24 protein-coding genes are annotated in these 22,085 nt (G+C 64.0%); 9 read left to right on the forward strand and 15 right to left on the reverse strand.

Annotation, left to right across the window (positions count from 1 at the left end; translation table 11 throughout):
- Positions 1-59: 59 nt before the first annotated feature.
- Complete coding sequence (locus BMZ70_RS07240; RefSeq protein WP_130300868.1) at positions 60-686, reverse strand: hypothetical protein; 627 nt, start codon at positions 684-686, stop codon at positions 60-62.
- Between the two features lie 150 nt (positions 687-836).
- On the opposite strand from BMZ70_RS07240, the gene BMZ70_RS07245 reads away from it, so the two are divergent.
- Genes BMZ70_RS07245 through BMZ70_RS07255 form a run of 3 tightly spaced genes read left to right on the forward strand, consistent with a single transcriptional unit; the run spans position 837 to position 1,870 of the window.
- Complete coding sequence (locus BMZ70_RS07245; RefSeq protein WP_092271692.1) at positions 837-1,163, forward strand: ArsR/SmtB family transcription factor; 327 nt, start codon at positions 837-839, stop codon at positions 1,161-1,163.
- Positions 1,164-1,172: 9 nt separating this feature from the next.
- Entirely contained in the window at positions 1,173-1,409 is a 237-nt protein-coding gene (locus tag BMZ70_RS07250) for a hypothetical protein (protein ID WP_092271695.1), read from the forward strand.
- Positions 1,410-1,429: 20 nt separating this feature from the next.
- Entirely contained in the window at positions 1,430-1,870 is a 441-nt protein-coding gene (locus tag BMZ70_RS07255) for a hypothetical protein (protein ID WP_165403503.1), read from the forward strand.
- Here the strand turns inward: BMZ70_RS07255 and BMZ70_RS07260 are convergent.
- Positions 1,844-3,475: a methyl-accepting chemotaxis protein gene (locus BMZ70_RS07260; RefSeq protein ID WP_092271698.1), complete on the reverse strand. Its 1,632-nt coding sequence runs from the start codon at positions 3,473-3,475 to the stop codon at positions 1,844-1,846. The two genes, BMZ70_RS07255 and BMZ70_RS07260, sit on opposite strands and share 27 nt — an antisense overlap.
- A 15-nt stretch (positions 3,476-3,490) precedes the next feature.
- Positions 3,491-3,916, reverse strand: a complete 426-nt coding sequence (locus BMZ70_RS07265) for a cache domain-containing protein (RefSeq protein WP_373922513.1) — start codon at positions 3,914-3,916, stop codon at positions 3,491-3,493.
- 105 nt (positions 3,917-4,021) lie between these two features.
- Here BMZ70_RS07265 and BMZ70_RS07270 point away from each other — a divergent pair, with 105 nt between their 5' ends.
- Genes BMZ70_RS07270 through BMZ70_RS07280 form a run of 3 tightly spaced genes read left to right on the forward strand, consistent with a single transcriptional unit; the run spans position 4,022 to position 5,486 of the window.
- Positions 4,022-4,390 carry a hypothetical protein gene (locus tag BMZ70_RS07270; RefSeq protein WP_092271704.1) on the forward strand — a complete coding sequence of 123 codons (369 nt, stop codon included), beginning with the start codon at positions 4,022-4,024 and terminating at the stop codon, positions 4,388-4,390.
- Positions 4,387-4,770 carry a cupin domain-containing protein gene (locus BMZ70_RS07275; RefSeq protein ID WP_092271707.1) on the forward strand — a complete coding sequence of 128 codons (384 nt, stop codon included), beginning with the start codon at positions 4,387-4,389 and terminating at the stop codon, positions 4,768-4,770. The genes BMZ70_RS07270 and BMZ70_RS07275 overlap by 4 nt, the downstream gene beginning before the upstream one ends.
- Positions 4,771-4,811: 41 nt before the next feature.
- Positions 4,812-5,486, forward strand: coding sequence for a hypothetical protein (locus tag BMZ70_RS07280; protein ID WP_092271710.1), 675 nt, complete (start codon positions 4,812-4,814; stop codon positions 5,484-5,486).
- Here the strand turns inward: BMZ70_RS07280 and BMZ70_RS07285 are convergent.
- The 3 genes from BMZ70_RS07285 to BMZ70_RS07295 are packed head-to-tail and all read right to left on the reverse strand — an operon-like array spanning position 5,483 to position 8,012.
- Entirely contained in the window at positions 5,483-6,913 is a 1,431-nt protein-coding gene (locus tag BMZ70_RS07285; RefSeq protein ID WP_092271713.1) for a hypothetical protein, read from the reverse strand. The genes BMZ70_RS07280 and BMZ70_RS07285 overlap by 4 nt on opposite strands.
- Positions 6,910-7,629, reverse strand: a complete 720-nt coding sequence (locus BMZ70_RS07290) for an ABC transporter ATP-binding protein (RefSeq protein WP_092271716.1) — start codon at positions 7,627-7,629, stop codon at positions 6,910-6,912. The genes BMZ70_RS07285 and BMZ70_RS07290 overlap by 4 nt, the downstream gene beginning before the upstream one ends.
- On the reverse strand, positions 7,626-8,012 hold the full coding sequence (locus BMZ70_RS07295; RefSeq protein ID WP_092271719.1) for a GntR family transcriptional regulator: 387 nt from the start codon (positions 8,010-8,012) through the stop codon (positions 7,626-7,628). Before BMZ70_RS07295 ends, BMZ70_RS07290 begins: the two co-directional genes overlap by 4 nt.
- 180 nt (positions 8,013-8,192) lie before the next feature.
- On the opposite strand from BMZ70_RS07295, the gene xth reads away from it, so the two are divergent.
- Genes xth through BMZ70_RS07310 form a run of 3 tightly spaced genes read left to right on the forward strand, consistent with a single transcriptional unit; the run spans position 8,193 to position 10,623 of the window.
- On the forward strand, positions 8,193-8,975 hold the full coding sequence (gene xth / locus BMZ70_RS07300; RefSeq protein WP_092271722.1) for an exodeoxyribonuclease III: 783 nt from the start codon (positions 8,193-8,195) through the stop codon (positions 8,973-8,975).
- On the forward strand, positions 8,975-9,739 hold the full coding sequence (locus BMZ70_RS07305; RefSeq protein WP_092271725.1) for a histidine phosphatase family protein: 765 nt from the start codon (positions 8,975-8,977) through the stop codon (positions 9,737-9,739). The genes xth and BMZ70_RS07305 overlap by 1 nt, the downstream gene beginning before the upstream one ends.
- The gene (locus tag BMZ70_RS07310; protein ID WP_092271728.1) at positions 9,736-10,623 is read left to right on the forward strand and encodes an NAD(P)H-hydrate dehydratase; all 888 of its coding nucleotides are present in this window, start codon (positions 9,736-9,738) and stop codon (positions 10,621-10,623) included. Before BMZ70_RS07305 ends, BMZ70_RS07310 begins: the two co-directional genes overlap by 4 nt.
- Here BMZ70_RS07310 and BMZ70_RS07315 read toward each other — a convergent pair.
- The 9 genes from BMZ70_RS07315 to BMZ70_RS07355 all read right to left on the reverse strand — a co-directional run bounded on the left by BMZ70_RS07315 (position 10,620) and on the right by BMZ70_RS07355 (position 21,924).
- On the reverse strand, positions 10,620-12,287 hold the full coding sequence (locus BMZ70_RS07315; protein WP_092271731.1) for a peptide chain release factor 3: 1,668 nt from the start codon (positions 12,285-12,287) through the stop codon (positions 10,620-10,622). The genes BMZ70_RS07310 and BMZ70_RS07315 overlap by 4 nt on opposite strands.
- Before the next feature lie 45 nt (positions 12,288-12,332).
- Positions 12,333-16,895 (reverse strand): PilC/PilY family type IV pilus protein, encoded by a 4,563-nt coding sequence (locus BMZ70_RS07320; protein ID WP_092271734.1) that lies wholly within the window; start codon positions 16,893-16,895, stop codon positions 12,333-12,335.
- A gap of 9 nt (positions 16,896-16,904) precedes the next feature.
- Entirely contained in the window at positions 16,905-17,492 is a 588-nt protein-coding gene (locus BMZ70_RS07325; protein ID WP_092271737.1) for a pilus assembly PilX family protein, read from the reverse strand.
- The gene (locus BMZ70_RS07330; RefSeq protein WP_092271740.1) at positions 17,489-18,700 is read right to left on the reverse strand and encodes a PilW family protein; all 1,212 of its coding nucleotides are present in this window, start codon (positions 18,698-18,700) and stop codon (positions 17,489-17,491) included. Before BMZ70_RS07330 ends, BMZ70_RS07325 begins: the two co-directional genes overlap by 4 nt.
- Before the next feature lies 1 nt (position 18,701).
- The gene (locus tag BMZ70_RS07335) at positions 18,702-19,127 is read right to left on the reverse strand and encodes a type IV pilus modification PilV family protein (RefSeq protein WP_092271743.1); all 426 of its coding nucleotides are present in this window, start codon (positions 19,125-19,127) and stop codon (positions 18,702-18,704) included.
- Positions 19,124-19,750 (reverse strand): pilus assembly FimT family protein, encoded by a 627-nt coding sequence (locus BMZ70_RS07340; protein WP_092271745.1) that lies wholly within the window; start codon positions 19,748-19,750, stop codon positions 19,124-19,126. The genes BMZ70_RS07335 and BMZ70_RS07340 overlap by 4 nt, the downstream gene beginning before the upstream one ends.
- Positions 19,738-20,163, reverse strand: coding sequence for a type IV pilin protein (locus BMZ70_RS07345; protein ID WP_092271748.1), 426 nt, complete (start codon positions 20,161-20,163; stop codon positions 19,738-19,740). The genes BMZ70_RS07340 and BMZ70_RS07345 overlap by 13 nt, the downstream gene beginning before the upstream one ends.
- 94 nt (positions 20,164-20,257) lie before the next feature.
- Positions 20,258-21,253: a sensor histidine kinase gene (locus BMZ70_RS07350; protein WP_092271751.1), complete on the reverse strand. Its 996-nt coding sequence runs from the start codon at positions 21,251-21,253 to the stop codon at positions 20,258-20,260.
- Positions 21,250-21,924, reverse strand: coding sequence for a response regulator transcription factor (locus BMZ70_RS07355; RefSeq protein ID WP_092277650.1), 675 nt, complete (start codon positions 21,922-21,924; stop codon positions 21,250-21,252). Before BMZ70_RS07355 ends, BMZ70_RS07350 begins: the two co-directional genes overlap by 4 nt.
- Positions 21,925-22,085: the final 161 nt, after the last annotated feature.

Raw genomic sequence — 22,085 nt, forward strand, 5'->3', positions numbered from 1 at the left:
AGTTCCGCAATAAAAAATCCCGGCCTCGCGCCGGGATTTTTTTTATCTATTTTGTCTATTTACAGGGAAAACATCTCCGCTTTAAATGACTTGGCACATGCATCGGCCGCAATCTTCAGTTCGTTTTTTAGAACTTGCGCCTGATTGTCGAGCAACTCCTGATAAGTCGGTGAAGTTGGGGTGGCGTCAGGAATACGTACACAGCGGCTTTCCGCCACTACTTTTTTGCTCTCCGCATCGATCAAGCGGGCATCGGCGGTGTACATGATGCGATAGTGCTTCCAGTCAGCAGGAAAATAGAGGAAAGACCAGTAGGTGGTCTCAACGTCAAGAATATATTTGGCGGCGCCTTTCGCTGAAGTCGCCAATTTTTCCGGATCGCTGCTATCAACAAACACTGCTGGTGCGACCGGCCGTACCGAACGGGCCGATTGCAGTTCTTGCAGCAGGCGTTGGCTAATCGACTGGGCGGGATCCTCGATGTCATAGACTTTAACGATCTCATTGCCATCGCTAATCTTAACGTCGGCGCCTGTCATCAGGGCAATGGCTGGCCCGGGGGCCGTCGCGACAAATTTTGGCTTCTTACGCTCAGTCGGGACAATGGATTGATCCTTGAGCGCGGCACTCGTATTCGCGCTCAATTGCATTTTGGGCGCAGCGCAGCCGGTCAGTGCCGCAGCCACTGCGACTCCTAGAATTATTTTTTCATTAATTTTCTTTCTGGGTGGTAAGAGTGCAAAACATTATCACAGCGATATTTTAAAATCCACAGCCGGCTAAATAACAACAAAAAATACGTTGACTCGCTGACACCTGTCAGATATTCTTTACACATGAAATCAAAACATCTCACAGGCGATCAATTGCTGGCGGCGCTTTCGGCGCTGTCCAATCCGCATCGTTTGCGGGTGGTGGCGGCGCTGGCGGCGGGTGGCAGGAATTATGTCAGCCAGCTGGCGCGGGAGTTGAATATCAGCCGTCCCTTGCTGCACCTGCATTTGCAGAAGCTGGAGGAAGCAGGACTGGTCACCAGCCAGCTGGAGCTGTCCGAAGACGGCAAGGCGCTGAATTTTTTTGAGGCCGCGCCGTTTGCTATCGATCTGTCGCCCGCCGCGATTGCCGATGCTGTAAAAACCTTGACTAACAACCCTGAAAAATAGAGGCGTCTTATGTCTGAACCGATTTACCTGCTGACCATCTTCATGCCGCTGGCGACCGTCTTCCTGATCTTTGGCATGCGCTTCATCGTCGCCATCAAGAAGGCCAAGCTGCAGGCGGAAGGCGAGGAAGCTTATCGCCTGATCGCCCAGCGCGCCGTCGCAGCGCAAGAGCAAACCGCCGCCGCACTGGCCGACCTGCAAGCCCGTCTGGCCAGCATCGAGAAAGTACTGAAAGAAGTCGAATAACTTAACCAGGGAGTTCTGCCATGCCACAAGTATCGCTGTTTCGCCTGTATTCGCTGAGAGCCGTGTATTTGATTATCGCGCTGGGATTGGCGCTGGTGGTGTGGCCAAGCGTGATCCGTCACGCCGAGCCTTGGGGCCTGTCGCAGGGCGTGGTCAAGTGCATGCTGGCGTCGTTTAGCTTGCTGTGCGTGCTCGGCATCCGCTACCCATTGCAAATGATCCCGGTGCTGCTGTGGGAGCTGACGTGGAAAGTGATCTGGCTGCTGGTCGTCGCCCTGCCCGCCTGGCAAAGCGGCACGATGGACGAGGCCATCATCGGCACCTTCATCGAATGCATGGTCGTCGTCATCATTCCGCTGGCCATGCCGTGGAAATACGTCTACAGCCGCTACATCCAGCAGCCCGGCGACCGCTGGAACGGTGCGACTCCTAAACTAGCTACGCACGGAAGCCAGCCGTAAGCGAACAATGCGGGTACTGCCAGCGGGGCGGTTGGCGTCGGGCGGCTCGGTGTTTTCGTCGAGCTTGAAGATGGCGACGGCTTGCGACAGGTAGAGCGCTTGCCGCTGCAAGGTGCTTGCCGCTGCGGCGGCTTGCTGTACCAACGCCAAATTCTGCTGCGTGATTTCATCCATGCTGACAATCGCCTGCTGCATGCCCAGCACGCCCTGGCTTTGATCGGTCGCCCCCACGCCGATCTGGCCGACGATGTCGCCCACCTGCCGCACCGCGTCGATGATCTCCGCCATGCTGGCCCCGGCCTCTTCCACCGAGCGCGTGCCATTGTCGATATCGGACACCGAGTCGGCAATCAGCAGTTTGATTTCCTGCGCCGCCGACGCCGAGCGTTGCGCCAGCGTGCGCACCTCGCCCGCCACCACAGCCAATCCCTGACCATGCTCGCCCGCCCGCGCCGCTTCCACCGCCGCGCTCAGGGCCAGCATATGCGTCTGTACCGCCAGCCCATCGATCACGCCGACGATTTCCACTACCCGCCGCGAGCTGCCGCGTATCGACGCCATCGTCACCACCAGCCGCTGCACCACGCCGCCGCCGCGCGCCGCGAAGCTGTTGGCGCACTGCGCCAGCTGCCCCGCCAGTTCGGCATGGCTGGCCGCTTGCGCCAATTGGCTGCTCATCTGCTGCATGGCGTCGCCGGTTTCTTCCAGCGTGCCGGCCTGCGTGCGGGTGCGCCGCGCCAGCACGGTACTGCCCTGCGCGATTTCCCGCGACGCGCTGTCAATCGATTGCGCCGACGCCAGTATCGTCTTCAAGGTGGTGTTGAGATTGCGGATGCTGGTGTCCAGCGCGCGCGAGGTTTCGGCGATTTCATCGCGCCCGTACACGCGCTGGCGCACGGTCAGGTTGCCCTCGGCCAGATCCACCGCCGCCGCGCCGATCTCACGCACCTCTTTCAGCATGGCGTTGCGCACCGCCATCGTCACCAGCAGCGACAAAGCGATCGACAAGGCCACCACGATCGGCATCCAGGTCGACAGCACGCGGAAGTCGGTCTCCGCCTCGGCGTAGGCGCGCTCGCTCAGGCTTTGCTCGAGCCGCGACAGCTCTTCCAGCCGCTGCGCCACCACGTCAAAGGCCCGCTCGGCCTTGGACATGGCGTTGGCCGCCATCGACTGGTCGACCATCGCCAGCTCGATCACGTCCTGCATCGCTTTCACGTACACGGCGTGCGCCGCCTGCGACTGCGCCACAAAACGCCGCTCGGCCGGATCGGCCGCCGTGGCCATTTCCAGTTGCGCGAACTGACGATCCAGCGTGGCGTGGCGCAGATGGATGTCGCGCACCAGCGCATCCACGCGCGGCGCTGAAAAGCTGGCGTTGATCCAGGTGAGCAGCTGGTAGATTTCGGTGTGCGCCTTGTGCGCGCTGGCCACCAGGTCGGCCGCCGCCTTCAGCCGCACGGCGCGCTGCTGCACCATGTTGTCCAGCGACTGGTTCTGCCGCAGCAGCCCGAGGTAGGCGCCCGCCGACAGCACGATCAGCAGGATCAGCACCACACCCGGCGCCAGCAGCAGCTTGGGCCCGATTCGAAGTTTGCTGAGCATGGTCTGCACGGCCGTTCAGTGCTTGTAGATGCCGGCTTCCAGCGCCACGTCGCCGACCCGCAGCACGTAGGTGCGCTTGGCTTCGACCTTGCCCGTCTCCGGATTGCGGAATTTGTAGTCGACCCAGCCGTGCCCCGGTCCGCGCGCCAGCGCCACCATCTCCTGGCGGAACAGTTTGCCGTCCGCATCCGGCACGTCGAGCAGGTTCTTGCCGATCAGCGCCGTAGTCGGATGCGCCACGGTGATGCCGCTCATATCGCGCATCGCCAGGTACAGCGCGCCCTGGTTGAATTCCGGGTCCTTGCCATTGATGCGCGCCACCATCTCGGCGCGGCCGTGCGCGCGCAGGAACTGCGCGCCCTTCTCGGCCAGCGCCACCGCATCTTTTTCATTGGGTGCGGCCTGCACCGCACAGCACACCATCACAGCCATTCCGATCATCGCGCGCATGATTCCCCCCGGCAGCCAAGATGTTGTAATCTACGCTGGCCGGCGCAACGCAACCTTGCGTTCGATCAATAGGCATAAAGTAACAACAGGAGCGATATGAAAGCATCGACCAAGGCGGCCCTGATTTCGGCTTTGATTTTCCCCGGCCTGGGCCACCTGGCGTTGCAACCGCGCCGTGGCGCGCGCGGCCTGCTGTTCCTGCTGCCGGCCGCGGCCGCCGTGCTCTATCTGCTGCGCACTGTGCTGCAACTGGCCGATCGCCTGCTCGAGGAACTCAATAGCGGCGCCCTGCCTTTCGATCCGGCCGCCATCGCGGAGCGCATCCACAGCGCCGGCGTCGACAACCCGGCCACCAATCTGGCCACGCTGGTGTGCCTGCTGTGCTGGATCGGCGCGGTTGCCGACGCGCTGTGGCTGGGACGGCGTAGAATTGACGTTCCAACAACCGGAGGGGAGACGCAATGAAACTGCCGAAGCTTATCCTGATTGTAATGTTCGCCGCCGTCGCCGCGCAGGCGCAAGCTGGTACAATCCGCCGCACCGTGATCCAGAAGGCCGATGTGTCCGTCCCCGGACGCGAGGCCGTGGTCGCCAGGGTCGAGCTGGATGAAGGTGTCGCCGCCGGCCGCCACTCCCATCCGGGCGATGAAATCAGCTACGTGCTGGAAGGCGAAGGCGAACTGCTGATCGATGGCGAAGATCCGCGCCGCGTCAAGGCCGGCGAATCCTTCGTCGTCCCGGCCGGCACCGTCCACGACGCCGTCAACACCGGCAAGGGCACGATGAAACTGGTCGGCGTCTACGTGGTCGACAAAGGCAAGCCACTGGCCTCTCCCGCAAAATAAAACGCTGTCATCAGGGCTTCATCTGGCAGCACTACACTGACATGATGAAATTCCTGACTACTTGCCTGCTGGCTTGCGCCACCCTGCCCGCCCATGCCGGCCGTCCGATGACGGTGGATGATGCCGCCATCGTCGCGCCCGGCCAGTGCCAGCTCGAAACCTATGCCCTGCGCGCCGACGACGGCGTGCGTGAATTCTGGGCCACGCCGGCCTGCAACGCCGGCGGCGACTGGGAGTTGGCAGTCGGCGGCGCACGGGCCGAAGACAGCGTGCGCAGCTATCACTACGGCCGCCTTCAAGCCAAGACCGTGTTCAAGCCGCTGGAGGCTGGCGGCTGGGGCATCGGCCTGGTGCTGGCCGACCAGTTCCGCACAGGACGCGGGCTCGATGGCGACCTGTCGGCCAACGTACCGCTCAGCGTTTCACTGCGCGGCGACAGCGTGCTGCTGCATCTGAATGCCGGCGTGGTGCGCACCCAGTTCAGACATCACACCGATGCCAGCTGGGGCCTCGGCGCCGAGTTCAAGCTCAACGAACGCAACTCGCTGACCGCCGAAACCTTTGGCCAGCAACGCGCCGGTTCGCGCTACCAGTTCGGCTACGCCCACGCGCTGATTCCGGACCGCTTGCAGGTCGACGCCACCTGGGGCCAGCGCCTGGCGCGCGGCGCCAGCGAAACGACGGTCACGCTGGGCCTGGTCCTGCAAACCCACTAGACCGCCATGCGCCCCGCCGGCAGCGCCGGTGGCGAGGCCATCAACTGCTGCCAACGCAGGCGCAGCGCCACGACGGTCGCCGCGCCCACCGCACCACCGAACCAGAACAGCGGCAAGCCCGGATGCGCCTGATCCACCAACGCCAAGGCAATGTAGATCACCACCACCAGCGTGCTGACCGCCACGTTCACTACCGGGTTCTGCTGCAGCGGCGCGCCGGCGTAGTCACGCAGCAGCAATCCGGCGAACGGCAGCATCAGCATCGCCAACACGAAAGTAATGCCGCGCAGTTCGAACTGGCCCAGCACGATCATGTCGATGCAGACAATCGCCAGCACCGATAGCGCCCACAAGCGCAGGCTGCGAAACATCAGCGTGCCCAGCAGCATCCGGTTGATCTGCGCGGCGGCTGGCGCGGCTGGCGCCAGACGGTACAAGCCCTGCTCGGCGCGGAAGCGCACCGCTTGCGACGCCACCGTCGCCGCGTAGACCAGCACGCTCATCATCAACATGCCCTGCATCATCGTGCTGAGCACCATCGCTGCCACCTGGTTTCCCTGGCTGGCAAGGTAGCGGCCTAACCACGCCATGCCGACCGACGACACCAGCATGTAGGCAATCGCGCCGCCGTCATGCGCTGGCGTGCCCAGCGTGTGCATCATCTGGCGGCCCTGGCTGGCGCCGCGATGGCTGTCGCTGCGCAGCGCCGCATTGTAGGGCGCGCGCAGCCACGCCAGCCAGCGCAGGCCCCCGCCTGGCTCCATGTTCAACACCTTGCCACTGGCGCGCGCCTGCTGGCGGCTGAAGCACCGATACCACGCCATATGGCGGTCGCCGCCTCGCGGCAGCACGGCGTGCAGCGCGTGCCGGCCCAGCAGCGCCAGCAGCACCGCGCCGATCACCGTCACCAACGGCTCGCCCAGCACCTCGGCCGCCGCGTAAATCCGGTCCAGCGGGTGGTGGAAGACCATCACCGAGCCGACAATGACCGCCGATGGCAGCAAGTTCAGCCAGTTATAGCGCTGCGCGTACAGTACGTAGAGGCTGAACAGTCCCCCCACCAGCAAACCGTAGCCGGGGCGGCCGGCCAGCAGCCAGCTTAACAGCGCCGTGAACAGCGTGGCGGCCAGGTACAGCGTGGCCATCACACGTATCAGGCCGGACCGCAGCCCCGGCACCAGCACCGCATTCGATGGCAGGTTTTGCTGCACCGCGCTTTTCAGCGCAGCGCCGCACCACATATAGGCGAGTCCGCACGCCAGGCACAGCGTCAGAATATTGCCGAACGCTGGTCCCCCTGTGGTCAGGCGCAAAATCTGCAGCCCCGCCACACAGGCAGCGATAAACCAGCTCAGGCGCACGAGCAGCCCACAGGCGGCGCGATCGCGCACGATCTGCATCAACAATTGGCGCTGGGACGCGTTCATTTGGTCACCTCGACGAACAAGTCTTCCAGACTCAGGTTCTTACCTTCCAGCAACTCGTCAAGCGCTCCTTGCAGCACGATCTTGCCGCCTTGCAAGAAAGCAACATCCAGCGCCACCCGCTCCAGGTCGGACAAAATGTGGGTGGAAAACACCACCGTGGTGTCGCGCTCGATGACGTCGGTGATTAGTTCCTGCAGAAAATCCCGACGGCCGACCGGATCGAGGCTGGAGACTGGTTCGTCCAGCACCAGCAACTTCGGATCATGGGCCAGCGCGCGAATGATGGACAGGCGCTGCTTTTCACCGCCGGAAAGCTTGCTGATTTGCTTAGTCGCCATCTCGCCGGCCAGACCCCAGCGCTGCATCAGGCCGTCGACCTTGGCTTGATTCCAGCGTGGGTACAGCGCCTTGAAATAATCAAGAAGTTGCAAAGGCGTCAACCACTCAAACAGTTCCGACTTTTGCGGCACGTAGCCGATCTGGGCGCGCGCCGCCTCGTCTAGCGCGGCCATCGGCTGGCCGAACAGCTGGACGGCGCCGGCATCGGTCTCGCGCAGGCCCAGCAGGCATTCCAGCAAAGTCGACTTGCCCGTCCCATTACGTCCCAGCAAACCAATTACTTTGCCGGATTCGATATTCCAGTTAACGCCCTGCAGCACTGGCTGTTTGCCAAAGGATTTGTGCAGATTATTTATTTCGACGACTGCTGGTTTCATTTAGTTTCTCCAAGAATTTTTTCAAACAGTGCCAACACAGTTGCGTTATCCAATTCCAATTGCCGGGCTTCGGCGGCAGCGCGCTCCAAAACCGGCCTTAAAAGATTTTCGCGGCCTGGAGGTGAATTGCTTTGCGCGACCAGCATGCCGACGCCGCGCGCTCGGTTTAATAAACCCTCGGTTTCCATCATGTTATAAGCCTTGGAAACCGTCATTGGATTAACGGCCAGTGTTACAGCCACATCACGTACCGACGGTAAAACATCGCCGGGTTTTAAAACGGCGGCGGCAATTAATCGCCGTACCTGCTCGATTAATTGGCGATAAATAGGATCCGACGAACCGGTCGTGATCGAGAACAAGGAGGAAGTGTGGGTAGCCATGACACTCGTATTTGTGTATTAGTTGAGTAATACAGTAGGCGCATACACCGGTTCTGTCAAGCGAAGAATGCGATCCTCGCCAGAACTTGGCAAGAACGCGCCAAGAGTTGGCTTGAAAGCCGGGCTGTTAAGTGTGCTGGCGCACTGGGACACACGGTTTAGCTGCCTATAATTGCCAAAATGCGTATCGCGACCTTCAACATCAACGGCATCGGCGCCCGGCTGCCTGCCCTGCTTCAATGGCTCGATGAGACCCAGCCGGATGCCGTCTGCCTGCAAGAATTGAAAGCACCGCAGGAGAAATTCCCAGAAGCTGCGATTCGTGAGGCAGGTTATCAAGCCATCTGGCACGGCCAGAAAAGCTGGAATGGCGTGGCGATTCTGGCACGTGGCCAGCAGCCGCTGGAAACCGGGCGCGGATTACCGGGCGATCCCGACGATACACAAAGCCGCTACATCGAGGCAGTGGTCAACGGGATTATTATCGGCGGCTTATATCTGCCGAATGGTAATCCTGCTCCCGGACCTAAGTTCGACTACAAATTAAAATGGTTTGAGCAGTTTATTCTGCATGCGGCGCAATTAATCGACAGCGGCGCGCCGGCCGTGCTGGCCGGCGATTTCAATGTCATGCCGACCGAATTGGACGTATATAAACCGGAACGCTGGCTGGACGATGCTTTGTTCCGCCCTGAAGTGCGTGCGGCGTTTCACCGTTTAATTGAACAAGGCTGGTGCGACACCCTGCGCGCCACCCATCCGGATGAGGTCATTTATACCTTCTGGGATTATTTCCGCAACGCTTACGGGCGCAATGCCGGCCTGCGCATCGACCACATCCTGCTCAGCCCTGCCCTGACGCCGGCGCTGAAATCGGCCGGCGTCGACCGCGACGTGCGCGGGCGCGAAAAGCCCAGCGACCACGCGCCGGTCTGGGTCGAACTCGATCTGGGAGAGCGCTGATGGAACAAAAATGGCCGCAGCAACTCTGGCTGGTCCGGCACGGGCAAAGCGCCGGCAACGTCGCCCGCGACGCGGCGGAAGCGGGTAAAAAGCTGCTGATCGACCTGGCGGAGCGCGATGTCGACGTGCCGCTATCGGAATTGGGACAGCGCCAGGCCCACGCAATGAGCGGCTGGTTCCAGGCGTTGCCGCCAGAGGCCCAGCCCAATGTAGTGCTGTATTCACCATACATCCGGGCGCGCGCCACCGCCAACGTGGTGCTTGGCCACCTCGGCCGCGACCGCTTGCTGGCCGCAGCCACCGATGAACGGCTGCGCGAAAAGGAATTCGGCATCCTCGACCGCCTGACGCCGCTGGGCATCCACGACAAGTATCCCGAGCTGGCCGAACAGCGCGCCCACGTCGGCAAATTCTACTTCCGTCCGCCTGGCGGCGAGAGCTGGTGCGACGTCATCCTGCGGCTGCGCAGCGTGATCGACACCATGACGCGCGAATACCACGGCGAGCGGGTGCTGATCGTTGCCCATCAGGTGATCGTCAACTGCTTCCGCTACCTGCTGGAGCGGCTGGACGAGGACGCCATCCTGGCGATCGACCGCGCTGGGGACGTGCCCAACTGTGGTATCACCGAGTACCGTTTCGATCCGGCGGCGGGCAAGCATGGCAAATTGGTGCTGGCGCAAGCCAACTTCGTCGCGCCGCTGGAGCAGACCGGCACCCCGGTCACCCACCAAAAAGACCAGCCGGCGGCGCCCAAATCATGAGCCACGACATCACAGCCCGCCTGTTGCGCGAGTGGCCGCTACCGGTCCCGCCGGCCGATGGCGACAAAAATGCGCGAGGTTACGTGGTAATTGTCGCCGGATCGCGGGAGATGCTCGGCGCCGTGCTGCTGGCGGCCACCGCTGCACTGCGCGCAGGCGCGGGGAAACTGGCGATCGCCACCGCCGCCAGTGTGGCGCCGCAGATCGGCATCGCCATCCCCGAGGCGCGCGTGATCGGCCTGCAGGAAACGGCGGACGGCGGCCTGGCAGCCGACCAGCGCCCCGACCTGCAAACCATGTGCCGTCAAGCCAGCGCCGTGCTGATCGGGCCCGGCATGCAGGACGAGAGCGCCTGCTGTCACCTCGTGCGCACCCTGCTGCCCGATTGCAGCCACGCCCCGCTGATACTGGACGCCGCTGGCATGAGCATTGTCAGTGGGAATGCCGACTGCGGCGGCTTCCGCTTTGCCAGCCCGGTACTGCTGACACCACATGCCGGCGAACTCGCCGGCCTGAGCGGTGCCGACAAAGACGACATACAGGCCCAGCCGGAAGCCGCCGCCCGGCAGGCGGCGCAACGCTGGCAAGCCACGGTGGCGCTAAAAGGCGCGCTGACCGTGATTGCCAACGTCAACAACCAGGAATGGCGCCACGAAGGCGGCAACAGCGGGCTGGCAATATCGGGATCGGGAGACGTACTGGCCGGCATCATTACCGGCCTTGCGGCGCGCGGCGCGCCACTCGAGCAGGCCGCCGCATGGGGCGTGGCACTGCACGCGCTGGCAGGCGAACAGCTGGCCCTGAAACACGGCCCGCTCGGCTACCTGGCACGCGAGATCAGCAAGGAAATCCCCGCCCTCCTGCGTGCCGTCGCCAGCAATTAAAGCTTGGCCGAGTGCTCGCGGGTGGCGTGGAATTGCAGTTTTGGCCAGCGTTCCTGCGTCAGGCGCAGGTTGACGCTCGAGGTGGCCAGGTAGGCCAGATTACCGGCCGCGTCGTAGGCGACGTTGTGCCCGAGCTGGTCTTCGAAATCGGCCAGGGCCTTCTTGTCGTCGCTCGATACCCAGCGCGCGCTGCTGATGCTGGTGCTTTCAAACACCGCATCGACGCCGTACTCGTTCAGCAGGCGGCTAGCCACCACCTCGAACTGCAGCACGCCGACCGCGCCCAGCACAAGTTCGCCGCCCTGCACCGGCTTGAACACCTGTACCGCGCCCTCTTCGCCCAGCTGCTGCAAACCTTTATGCAACTGCTTGATTTTCAACGGGTTGCGGATGCGCACCTGGCGGAAGAAGTCCGGCGCAAAGAATGGAATACCGGTAAAGGTCAGCATTTCCCCTTCGGAGAAGGAATCGCCGATTTGCATATTGCCGTGATTCGGCAAGCCGATGATATCGCCGGCGTACGCCTCTTCCACCTGTTCGCGGGTCGACGCCATGAACGTCACCACCGACGACACCTTCACCTCGCGTCCCAGACGCAGGTGTTTGACCTTCATGCCGCGCTCAAAACGGCCCGAGCAAACGCGCAGGAAGGCGATGCGGTCGCGGTGCGCCGGGTCCATATTGGCCTGGATCTTGAACACGAAACCGGTGAACGGCTCTTCCTTCGGATCAACCGCACGCACGCTGGCGTCGCGTTCGCGCGGCGCCGGGGCCCAGTCGACCAGCGCCGACAGGATCTCGCGCACGCCGAAGTTGTTGATCGCCGAACCGAAGAACACCGGGGTCTGCACGCCGGCCAGGAATTCTTCCAGGTTGAACGGGGTCGAAGCGCCAGCCACCAGTTCCACTTCCATGCGCAGCTGATCCATTTCCAGCGGGAACATTTCCTGCAGGCGCGGGTTGTCGATGCCTTCGATGATCTCGAAGGCGCCGTCGGCACGCTCTTCACCAGCCTTGAACAGCATGATGGTGTCGTTCAGCAGGTGGTACACGCCGCGGAAGTTCTTGCCCATGCCGATCGGCCAGGTCACCGGCGCGCACTGGATCTTCAGCACCGATTCCAGCTCGTCCAGCAATTCCAGCGGATCGCGGGTTTCGCGGTCCATCTTGTTCATGAAGGTGACGATCGGCGTATTCCGCATGCGGCACACGTCCAGCAGCTTGATGGTCTGCGCTTCCACGCCCTTGGCGGCGTCGATCACCATCAGCGCCGAGTCGACGGCGGTCAGCACGCGGTAGGTATCTTCCGAGAAGTCCTGGTGGCCCGGGGTGTCCAGCAGGTTGACCACGTGGTCGCGGAATTCGAACTGCATCACCGAGGACGCCACCGAAATACCGCGCTGCTTCTCGATCTCCATCCAGTCCGAGGTCGCATGGCGGCCCGATTTACGGGCTTTCACCGTACCGGCCATCTGGATCGCGCCCGAGAACAGCAGCAGTTTCTCGGTCAGCGTGGTTTTACCCGCATCCGGGTGGGAGATGATGCCGAAAGTACGGCGGCGCTGCACTTCGCGCGCGATCAGGGCCGGCGTTTTGGCGCTGGCCGCTGACGACGCGTCGTCGTCGTTATTTTCGGGGATAGTGTTTTCGGTGTCGGTGACCATGTGTCGAGGATCTGTAGCGGTTCTGCAAACCCTCGATTATACCCGCTATTCCCCTTTAATACGACGCCATCCGACCCGGTGCGCCTCGGCCGTGTCCAGCTCCTTGGTGCGGCTGGTGGCGTTGCTGCCGTCGGCGAAGGTGGTAATCAGCTTCAGCTGCCCGCTCGGCAGGCGCACGATGATGAAACCGACCGCCGCCGAGGTGTTGGACAGCGTGGCGCCGGCCGGGTCGCCATTCACGCCCTGCCCGGTGCACACGTCCACCTGGTACAGATTGCTGGTGCCGCCCACCGAGCAGGCCGACGACGACGACGGCACGTTGGTGACCACGTTCACCACCCCGCTGACAATCTGCGGATCCAGGTTCATGCGCTCGCCCGCGTTCAGGTTCCAGTTGAAGTACCAGCCATTCTTGACCGACAGGTCGACCGGATTGTTGGTGACCGCATAGGTCACCGAGTTGCTGGTCGAGCCCGAAACGCTCAGGGTTTGCTGCACCAGGCTGGAGGTCGGAATGGTCCCCAGCGCGGTGCCGCTGTCCTTCAGCGCGAACAGCGTCTGCACGTCGGTGTTGGTGGTGTCGGGCACGTCCAGCAAACGGCCGGTGCCGAACAGCACCACGCGGGTGGCGACCGTCTTGGTGGTGCTCAAGCCGCTGGCGTCGGTGGTGGTGGTCGGCACGCCGCACAGCGTCACATCGGGGCGCGTGGTGATCGGCTTGGTGGTGCCGGCGTCGCCCATCTTCACCACCGAAACCGCGTCGGTGGTGGCGGTCAGGTCGAAGCGCCACATCTGGCCCTGGTTGTCGCCGCCGTAGATGTAGGTCACCTTGGCGTCGGCCAGCGGGTCGCTGCTGATGGCGGTGATCTTGGCCAGGCCGGACGGCGTGGTGGTGTTGCCGGAGCCGGTGCTGGCAGTCTTCAGCACCCTGCCGGTGGCGGCGTCGATGATGAACAGCATGCCCACGCCGCTGCCGGTAGCGACGCCGTCGGTGCCGGGAATATTGTTGTAGCCGGAGGTCAGGAACACTACCCACTTGTCCTGCCAGATGCCGAACTGCGGATTGCCGAAGCTCAGTCCCAGCTCGCCCAGCTCGGGCACGCGGTTCTGCGGGCACACCGCCGCGTCGGCGCAGATTTCCCACATCACCTTGGGCGCATCGGGGTTCGACACGTCCAGCGCGTAGTAGCCACGGCCGCCGGCATTGAGACCGCCGACCAGCATGGTGGTCCAGGCGCCGTTGATCTTTACGTCCGCCACTTCCGGCGAGCCGTCGGCGGTGAACTGGTGGTTGGTGCCGTAGGTGGTGCTGGCCAGCGCCGCCAGCTTGCTCATCACGATGCGCGGCACATAGGCCCAGCGCTCGTTGCCGGTGGCGCCGTCGAAGGCGTGCAGCATGCCGTCGTTGGCCGCCACGAACACCGTGCCGGGGCGACTGGCCTTGGCGTTCTTGTAGTCGGTGTAGGCGCTGTCCGGATAGTTGTTATGCGGCTCGCGCAGATAGGCCGGCTTGGACGAGGCGATGTCGCCGATCACGATCGGCACCGTGGCGCCGGCCGCGTCGGTGGCGGTGCTGTAGGCGCGGAACAGGTTGTCGTCGGCGTAGTCCTGCACCCCGCGCAGCCAGTTGACCATATTCGTGCCGCTGTTGACGATGGCCTTGTCGGACGCCGACAGCAGCGTGCACTGCGCCAGGATGCTGCACTTGTTGGCGAACCAGCCCTGGGTGGCGGTATCCATATTGGTGAAGGTGAAGTCGACCGGGTCGGTGTTGGGCGACTGGTTGGCCTGCATCATCTTGATCTTGCGGGTGGCGATAGCCTTGCCGACCGTGGTGCTGGTGCTCCAGGTTGGCGTCTTGATCACATCGCCGGTGGTGGTGTCGATCTTGCGGTCGGTCAGTTCGCCGTACCAGCGCACCGTGGTGAAGGTGGCCGAGAAGATATCGTTGTCGGTCAGCGTGATGTTCGGCGTCGAAGTGGCCGCCGCTGCCGCCGCGCCGGTGCGCACCTGCATGTTCGACAGCGCTTCGCGCAGGCCGGCCACCACGTCCTTCGGATCCTGGGCGCTGAAGTATTTGCCGTGACCATTGATGGCCGCATGCCACAAGTCGTCGACGCGCTCCTGCACCGTGCTGGCGGTGTTGGTGGTGTCCGGGTCCGGCCACACATAGGCGCCGCCGCCGTTCCACGGGCAGCCGGTCGGCGCCTGCGTGATCAGGTTGTAGAAATCGCCGCCGGGCTTGGGCGCGGTGTCGTAGTTGGCTTCATACGTCATCACGCCGTCCACGCCCAGGCCCAGCGTGTAGGTATTCATGTGCAAATGGGTGTTCTCGCCGTTGGCGGCGGGCACCGAGCCGGGCTTGGTCATGTCCGGCTCCAGCGCCGGCCGCAGCGACACCGTGCTGGTGCTGGAACCACCGTTGTACCAGTGCAGCGCGACGTCGGCGATCGACGGCTGGGTTTGCGCACGCGCGTCCACGCAGCCGGAGGAAATGCTGCAGAAGCGCGCCGCGCTTTCCGTGTTGTCGTTGTTGACCACATTGGCGGTCGAGCTGCCGTTCCAGTAGCCGTCGGTGGTCAGGATCATGAAGTTCGGCTGGCACGGGTACTGCACCACCTCCTGCCCGGCCGCGTAGTTGTACGGCGTCAGGTTGGCGAACATGCGGCCGACGTTGTCCATCGCGGTGCGGATCGGGGTCGAGCCCGAGGTGGTGGTGTTGTACAGCGTGGTGTACCAGGTCGAGCGCGCGCTGCCGGTGAAGTCGGCCGGTTTCAAGTCGATCGCGCTGCCGGCGCCGGCGTTGGACAGCTTGACATAGCCCACCTTGTAGTTGGCGGTAATCGGCGAGAAGGCGATGCCCACCGAGGTCTTCATCATTTGCAGGCGGCTCTTGTAGTACACATACCAGTTGGCGAAGTTGGTCATTTCCTCCGCGTAGCTGCAAGTGGCGCCGGCGCAGTCAATGCGGTCGGCCGATTTCGGGTAGGTCTGGCCGCTGACGATGTTCACCCGCACAAACGGATTCGGCGCGCCGGAACCGGCCGACAAGGCGGCCGTGGTGGTCGGGATGGTATCCATCGCCGCCGCCGCCGTGGTGCTGACCAGGGTGCCGGCGTTGCTGACGGCGCCGATAGTCAGCGCGCCGGTGTTGGCGCTCGAGCCGCTGTCGACCACGCACACGCTGTTGCTCGGCAAAGCGTTGACGCAGGCGGCGTTGTTGCCGGCATAGGCCTTGTAGGTGCCGCTGGTGCCGATTTTGGCGATGAACAAGGCCGCCACCTGGGCCGCCGTCTGGGTGCGCCCGATCGCCATGCTGGCGAACAGACTGGTGGCGTTGTAGCTGGTGGCGCCCATCGCCGGGGTGCCGGCGTTGGCGGTGGTGCCGCTGAAGGTGACATAGGCAGGCGCCACGCGCACCGAGTTGGCGGTGACGGTAAAGCCCCAGCCGGCGCGCGAGTTGTCGGTCACGGTCACGCAGTTGCTCAGGTTCTTGGCGCCGGTGCAGGTGACCGGCACCACCGCCACCACGTTTTCCGCCGACAGCGTGATGCCGAACACGCTGCAGGCCGGCACGCTCGGCTGGCCGGTCGGCGTTTTCACGCAGGCATAGTACTGGTTGGTAGTGCTGCGCGCGATGATGTTGGCCGCCACCGTGCTGGCCATCGTCTGCTGCTTGAGGGCGGTGTTGGTGCCGGTGCTGGCGCTCATGGTGCCGCTGGTGATGTTGACGCTGCCGCCCGATTCGGCAATCGCGATATTGGTGATGTTGAGCGAGGTGGCGGTCGACGAGGCGCCGATGGCGATGGTGCCGTACGAGGCAATCGCGCCGGCCGGCGCCGAGTAGCTCGGGTAAATGAAGGCCCCGACGCGCTTGCCCTGGCAGGCGGTCAACAGCTTGTCGCTGCACCAGCGCACCTTGACCGGCACCGGATAGCCGGCCGGCGCGGTCGCGCCGATCGAGGTCGACTTGCAGGTCTTCATGGTGTCGTCGGTGCAGTACTGGCCGACGCCGATGGTGTAGTAGTACGGCCCGGTGGTGATGTCGATCGGCGACTTGTAGGTGGCGTCCGGGTAGCTGTAGGTCGAGGTGTTGAACTGGCACACGCCGCTGCTGCTGGTGGTGCACCACTTCAGGTCCGGGAAGCCGCTCACCAGGTTGATATTGGCGCTGCCGGTGCTGCCGAACAGGTCGGCCTTGCGCGCGCCGAAGCCGTCGTTGCTGACCACGGTCCAGTTGCTGGTGTTGGCGGCGGTCTGCTCGGGATAGTAGGTGCCGTCCGACTTGATCGGCACCTGGTAGTGGATGGCCGGGTTGTAGTACTGCTTGTTGAAGTCCGGGCTCATGAACGGCGGATGGCCGACGTTGCAGGCCATGATGCCGGCCGCCAGCGAGACGTTGCTGCGGCACAGGTTGTCGTTGACATAGTCCGGCGTGTAGGTCTGGTCCATCGAGCCGGAGTTATCGAACAGCAGCATCAGGTTGGGCTTGACGGTGCCGGTGCCGGTGATGTTCAGCAGCGGCACTTGCGCGATCTGGGTCGGCGCGGCAACGGCAGCGACAGGCATGGCGATCAACAACGCCAGCAGGGAAAGTAGCTTCTTCATGATGATTCCTCAAGGGCCTTTCATGATGACGGCCTGCGTCACCACATTGCCGCCGCGCGGGCCGAACACGCGCGCCGTCACCACGTAGTGGATCTGGGCCGCGACGGCCAGGTTGGAAGCGTCGATCTTCAGCGTTTCGCCCAGTGCGCGCGGGCCGGTGTCGCCGTAGCGCGGCGCAGTGGTCTGGCAGCGGTTGGCCTGGTCGTCGTAGGGCAGCGGCAAGTTGCACATGCGATGAATCACGTACTGCACCTGGTTGCCGTCCGTGTCGACCGGCATGGTGATCGCGCCGAGCCAGAAGTTGGGATTGCTGACGGTCCAGGTCGGCGGCAGGGTCGCCACATAGCCGGCTGCCGCCTGGTTGGTCAGCAGCAGGTTTTTGTTGGGCACCGTGCGCAGATAGGTGAAGCCGGCGTGCAGGCCGGCGTCGGCCGCCTTGGTCAGCGCCGCTTCATACGCCAGGTTGGCCGTGGTCAGCGCGCTCGAGGTGCTGGACTTGAGCAGGTAGATGCTGCTGACCATCATCACCGCCAGCATGATGAGCATGATCGGCAGCGATATGCCGCGCTGGAAACGCTGGGAGCTGAGCTGTCTCATGGCCGGAACTGGGAGTTAAGGATGGGCACAATGGTCTCGAACACGCGGTAGCGATAGCACTTCCAGCTGACCGGGTCGCCGGCCACGGCCAGATTGACCGTCATCGGCACCGCCGCCACGCCCAACGGCACGGCATTGCCGAACACGGTGAACGGGCCGGTGGTGGCGCTGCACTGGCCGCTCCGGTCCGGCTTCTCGATGGTCTTGCTGCGCGCCACCACCGCGATGCGCACCGCCGAAATGCGCTGGTAGTCGCCGGGGCCGCCGTTGACGCCGTCGCTGTCGGCGTCGATCATGGTCGGGCTCCACACCGTGGTCTGCATGCCGGTGGAAGTGACCACCGCCTGGGTGCCGTTGCCGGCCGGGTTGGGATCGTAGTTCGGCAGCACGCGGTTGTCGAAGCCGTATTGCGCCTTGATCGACACGATGTTGTCGGCCACCGAGGCGCCGTTCTGCTCAGAGCCGGCCAGGTCAGTGGCACGCAACATCAGCACGCCGTTCCGCACCGACCAGGTATGGAAGTGCAACAAGTCCGGCCGGCCCAGGTTGTAGACAAAGGTCACGCTGGTGACGTAGGACTGCACCATGCTGGCCGCCGGGTTGTAGCGGTAGGCCGTGCCGCTTCCCAGCAGCAGGTCGGCGGGGCGTCCGCCGGCGATATTGAAGCCGGCGGTCTGCACGATGGTGCACGGCCGGTCCATCGCCTGCGCCGCCACCACCAGCACGTCGCCGCTGTTGTAGCCGTAGGCCTGGGTCTGCGGCCCCGTCAGGAAATTCTGGCCGCCGTAGTTGGCCATCATCTTGAGCGAGCCGACGCCGGCATTCGAATTGCCGCTGTTGAACGAGATCACATCGGGCGCGCTGCCGTTGGACTGGATCACCACGGCGGCCAGCGGCGTGATGTCGACGCCGCCGCGCTTGGCGCCCAGCAGCTGGTAGCCGCGCTGGTCGCTGAAGGTGGTGTCGCAGCCGGCCACGGTGCGGTCGTTCAGGCCCCAGCCGGCAGTGCCGGCGTCGCTGCTGAGCGAGAACATGGCCAGCATGCCGTTCTGCATCGAGTCGGAACCGCCGACGGCGGCATCCTTGTTGGCCTCGCCGCTGATCACCAGCCGCGTGGCGAACAGCAGCGCCAGCAGGCCGATCACCACGCTGACCATCAGCTCCACCAGCGAGAAGCCGCCCGTGCGGCGTTGGATAGGCGTATTCATGTCAGCGCGCGATATAGGAAATGACACGGTGGCGGTTGGTCTCGCTCTTGGCCTTGCGTTGCCAGCGGATCGAAATGTCGACCATATAGCGGTTCTGCGCCGCCTGGTCCTGCACCTGCACGAACAGGATGGCGCCCGGAATATTCTGGCGCGTTTCGAGGGCCCAGGCCGCCAGGTTGGTGTTCGGCGTGCCGGTCTCGGCCAGGTTGTACTGCGCGATATTCGGCACGTCGGCATTGATAATGCCGATCAGCTTTTCGGCCGCCAGCGTGGCTTCGGCGCGGGCGCCGGCGTCCGACAAGGCCGAATAGGCGCGCGCCTGCAAGCCCACCGTGCCCAGCAGGCCAATGCCGAGTATGACGATGGCCACCATTGCTTCCAGCAGCGCGATACCGCCCTGGCGGCGGCGGGATGGGATGGTTTTCATGGCGGACAGGCCCGGTTGTCGCCGGTGGCCAGCGTCGGATCGCACTTGGTCGCCATGCCGGCCAGCGTGATGGCCAGCGCCACCACCGGCACTTCATGCGCATACTTGCTGCCCGGGTCCAGGCGCAGCTGGGTCAGGCGATCGGCGAAGGTGGTATCGACCCAGCCGGTAGCGGTGTAGACCACCTGCGAGGCGCCCGCCGGCAGCGTGGTCGGCGCCAGCACCTCGGATGACGGCAGCGAATCGGCCGAGCGGAACACCGATTTGAAGCCGGCCGCGCCCTGCGGATCGTTGGCCGACGCGGTGGTGGTGGTCGACCACGCAGCGTCATCCGGCGCGCACGCGTTGTTGGTGCCGACGAAGCAGATGTCGACCTGCCAGTCCATCTGGCCGGTGCTGGTGTTGGGCGTGAGCGAAATGCGGCTGAACGAATTGTGCGACACCGCCTGGCGGCGCGCCAGGCTGAAGCCATCGGCATAGAACTCGCTGGCGCCGCGCGCGCGGTTGGTCAGCAGCCAGTTGCTGGCGTTGGGGATGCCGATGGCGAGCATGATGCCGAACACGGTGATGGTCACCATCAGTTCGATCAGCGTGAAGCCGCCGCGCCTGGTCAGTTGGAACATGTGCCACCTTTGTGGTCTACCCAGCACGAGGCGCTGGTGCCCCAGCCGGTCGGGCTGGCGGTGGTGGCGTGGCCGCCGCTTTCGTTGATGGTGTACACGAAGCCGGCCATCTTGCCGGTGCCGGTGGCGGTGATGGTGTAGGTCGAGGCGGTGGCGTTGCTCAGCGAGTAGGTGAAGTAGGTACCCGCCGTTGGGAAGCTGGGCGAGGCGTCAAACTTGTCGTAGCTGCGGGTGTTGGCCCAGAACTGTTCCGCCGCCGGCTGCGCGCCGCCCAGCGCGGTGAAGGCTTCGCTGAGGCGGCTGCGGGTGACGTAATCGCTGTAGGCCGGCACCGCCACGGCCAGCAAGATGCCGACGATGGCCACGGTGATCATGACCTCAATCAGGGTAAAACCTTGCTGGATGCGTTTCATGGACTGCTCCTCATAGTTTATGAAAAGCAGTGTAACCGGGCTGGCTGTCATTTCCCTGAGGAAATCCTGACAAAACCCTGACAGGTGCACAAATCTAACTAAATTTCACAGTGAACAATGCGCCTTGCCCTGCCGGCGGGTCGGAAATGGTCAGTTTGGCGCCGTGGACAATCGCGATATCGCGCACGATGGCCAGGCCAAGGCCGCTGCCGTGGGTCTTGTCGTCCAGCCGTACGTAGCGGCTGAACACCAGCTCGCGCTTGGCAGGCGGGATGCCGGGGCCGTTGTCCTCCACCACCAGCAGGCCGGGCCGCACCGTCACCGTCACTGCGCCGTGTGGCGGCGTGTAGCGGATGGCATTGTCGATCAGGTTGTCGATCAGGTCGCGCAGCAGGAAGCGGTCGCCGGTGATGGTGGCCGGCTGCAGGTCGAAGCCGATGTCGATCGACTTCAGCGCCGCCTGGTCGACGAACGATTGCACCGCCTCGGCCACCAGTGCGTCCAGCGCCAGCGCTTCCAGCCGGGTCTTTTCGAAATGCTGCGGTTCGGCGCGCGCCAGCGACAGCAGCTGGTTGGTCTGCCGTATCATGCGCTCGGTGGCGGACAGCATCAGCCTCAGCGATTGCGCGGTGTCCGGCTCGGCGTGGCGGGCGCTCAGCCATTCCAGTTGGGTCCTGAGGCCGGCCAGCGGCGTGCGCAGCTGATGCGCCACGTTGGCAAGAAAGTCTTGCCGCGCCTGCGCGCCCTCGCCCACCTTGGCCAGCAAGCCGTTGAAGGCCGACACCACCGGCTCCAGTTCGTACGGCACTTCATCGGCAGCGATCGGCGCCAGGTCGTCGCCGCCGCGCGCGTTGAGATCGGCGCGCAAGCGGTTCAGCGGCTGCAAGCCATTGCTGACCGAGAACCAGACCAGCGCCACGCAAGCGAGCGCAAACACGATCTCCACCAGCACCAGCGTGCGCAGCACGGCTTCGCGCAGATGCGCCGGCGCCAGCATGTAGGCCAGCGCGCCGGCGGCCAGGTTCATCAGCAGCACCGGCGGAATCACCCAGCGCACCAGGCGCAGGCGAATACTATGCGCACTGCTCATGCGCCCGGCTCCAGCATGTAGCCAAAGCCGCGTATGGTGCGGATGGCAACGCCGCCATCGGCAATCTTGAGCCGCAGGCGCGAGATGTAGACCTCCACCGCGTTGGGCGTGATGTCGTCGCCCCACGGCAGGATGGCGTCGATGATCTGCTGCTTGGACACCACGCGCGACGCATGTTGCAGCAGGTATTCCAGCACCGCCCATTCGCGCACCGACAGCTCGATCACCTTGTCGCCCACGCGCGCCCGCTTGGCGGCCAGGTCCAGCGACAACTGTCCCAGCGCCAGTGCGGCCTGCGGCGCAGTGTGGCGCCGCGCCAGCGCCTTCACGCGCGCCACCAGCTCGGCGGTGGCAAACGGCTTGACCAGGTAATCGTCGGCGCCCTGCTCCAGCCCGCGCACGCGGTCCTCGACCGCATCGCGCGCCGTCAGCAGCAGCACCGGCACCGCGTTGCCGCGCGCGCGCAGGCGGCGCACCACCTCGAAACCATCCATGCCCGGCAGGCCGATGTCGAGCACCACCACCTCGGCGGCCGTCGCGCCGGCGCGCTGCAACAGCTGGTCGGCCTGGGCGCCGTTGCCGACCACCTCCACGGCCATGCCGTGGCTGCCCAGCACCCGGCTCAGGCCGTCCGCCAACACCGCATCATCTTCCACCACCAGTACGTGCATAATCGTGCGCCACATCATCAGGAGTTATGCCATTATGCCGCTGCCTTCCCGATAAAGACAGTGGCCCCGGTGCGTGTAGGACCAGGACTACAGTCATGCATGGTGCAAGCCTACATTCGTGCGTCCCCTGCTCTTATGTTCGGCAATTAACAATCCTCATA

Origin of the sequence: Duganella sp. CF402 (assembly GCF_900109645.1) — a bacterium.
Taxonomy (GTDB): Bacteria; Pseudomonadota; Gammaproteobacteria; order Burkholderiales; family Burkholderiaceae_D; genus Rugamonas.

Excerpts from the sequence above, each read along its gene's own strand:
- BMZ70_RS07245 (WP_092271692.1), top strand. The coding sequence starts at position 837 with ATGAAATCAAAACATCTCACAGGCGATCAATTGCTGGCGGCGCTTTCG.
- BMZ70_RS07250 (WP_092271695.1), top strand. The coding sequence starts at position 1,173 with ATGTCTGAACCGATTTACCTGCTGACCATCTTCATGCCGCTGGCGACC.
- BMZ70_RS07255 (WP_165403503.1), top strand. The coding sequence starts at position 1,430 with ATGCCACAAGTATCGCTGTTTCGCCTGTATTCGCTGAGAGCCGTGTAT.
- BMZ70_RS07260 (WP_092271698.1), bottom strand. The coding sequence starts at position 3,475 with ATGCTCAGCAAACTTCGAATCGGGCCCAAGCTGCTGCTGGCGCCGGGT.
- BMZ70_RS07265 (WP_373922513.1), bottom strand. The coding sequence starts at position 3,916 with ATGATCGGAATGGCTGTGATGGTGTGCTGTGCGGTGCAGGCCGCACCC.
- BMZ70_RS07270 (WP_092271704.1), top strand. The coding sequence starts at position 4,022 with ATGAAAGCATCGACCAAGGCGGCCCTGATTTCGGCTTTGATTTTCCCC.
- BMZ70_RS07275 (WP_092271707.1), top strand. The coding sequence starts at position 4,387 with ATGAAACTGCCGAAGCTTATCCTGATTGTAATGTTCGCCGCCGTCGCC.
- BMZ70_RS07280 (WP_092271710.1), top strand. The coding sequence starts at position 4,812 with ATGATGAAATTCCTGACTACTTGCCTGCTGGCTTGCGCCACCCTGCCC.
- BMZ70_RS07285 (WP_092271713.1), bottom strand. The coding sequence starts at position 6,913 with ATGAACGCGTCCCAGCGCCAATTGTTGATGCAGATCGTGCGCGATCGC.
- BMZ70_RS07290 (WP_092271716.1), bottom strand. The coding sequence starts at position 7,629 with ATGAAACCAGCAGTCGTCGAAATAAATAATCTGCACAAATCCTTTGGC.
- BMZ70_RS07295 (WP_092271719.1), bottom strand. The coding sequence starts at position 8,012 with ATGGCTACCCACACTTCCTCCTTGTTCTCGATCACGACCGGTTCGTCG.
- xth (WP_092271722.1), top strand. The coding sequence starts at position 8,193 with ATGCGTATCGCGACCTTCAACATCAACGGCATCGGCGCCCGGCTGCCT.
- BMZ70_RS07305 (WP_092271725.1), top strand. The coding sequence starts at position 8,975 with ATGGAACAAAAATGGCCGCAGCAACTCTGGCTGGTCCGGCACGGGCAA.
- BMZ70_RS07310 (WP_092271728.1), top strand. The coding sequence starts at position 9,736 with ATGAGCCACGACATCACAGCCCGCCTGTTGCGCGAGTGGCCGCTACCG.
- BMZ70_RS07315 (WP_092271731.1), bottom strand. The coding sequence starts at position 12,287 with ATGGTCACCGACACCGAAAACACTATCCCCGAAAATAACGACGACGAC.
- BMZ70_RS07320 (WP_092271734.1), bottom strand. The coding sequence starts at position 16,895 with ATGAAGAAGCTACTTTCCCTGCTGGCGTTGTTGATCGCCATGCCTGTC.
- BMZ70_RS07325 (WP_092271737.1), bottom strand. The coding sequence starts at position 17,492 with ATGAGACAGCTCAGCTCCCAGCGTTTCCAGCGCGGCATATCGCTGCCG.
- BMZ70_RS07330 (WP_092271740.1), bottom strand. The coding sequence starts at position 18,700 with ATGAATACGCCTATCCAACGCCGCACGGGCGGCTTCTCGCTGGTGGAG.
- BMZ70_RS07335 (WP_092271743.1), bottom strand. The coding sequence starts at position 19,127 with ATGAAAACCATCCCATCCCGCCGCCGCCAGGGCGGTATCGCGCTGCTG.
- BMZ70_RS07340 (WP_092271745.1), bottom strand. The coding sequence starts at position 19,750 with ATGTTCCAACTGACCAGGCGCGGCGGCTTCACGCTGATCGAACTGATG.
- BMZ70_RS07345 (WP_092271748.1), bottom strand. The coding sequence starts at position 20,163 with ATGAAACGCATCCAGCAAGGTTTTACCCTGATTGAGGTCATGATCACC.
- BMZ70_RS07350 (WP_092271751.1), bottom strand. The coding sequence starts at position 21,253 with ATGAGCAGTGCGCATAGTATTCGCCTGCGCCTGGTGCGCTGGGTGATT.
- BMZ70_RS07355 (WP_092277650.1), bottom strand. The coding sequence starts at position 21,924 with ATGCACGTACTGGTGGTGGAAGATGATGCGGTGTTGGCGGACGGCCTG.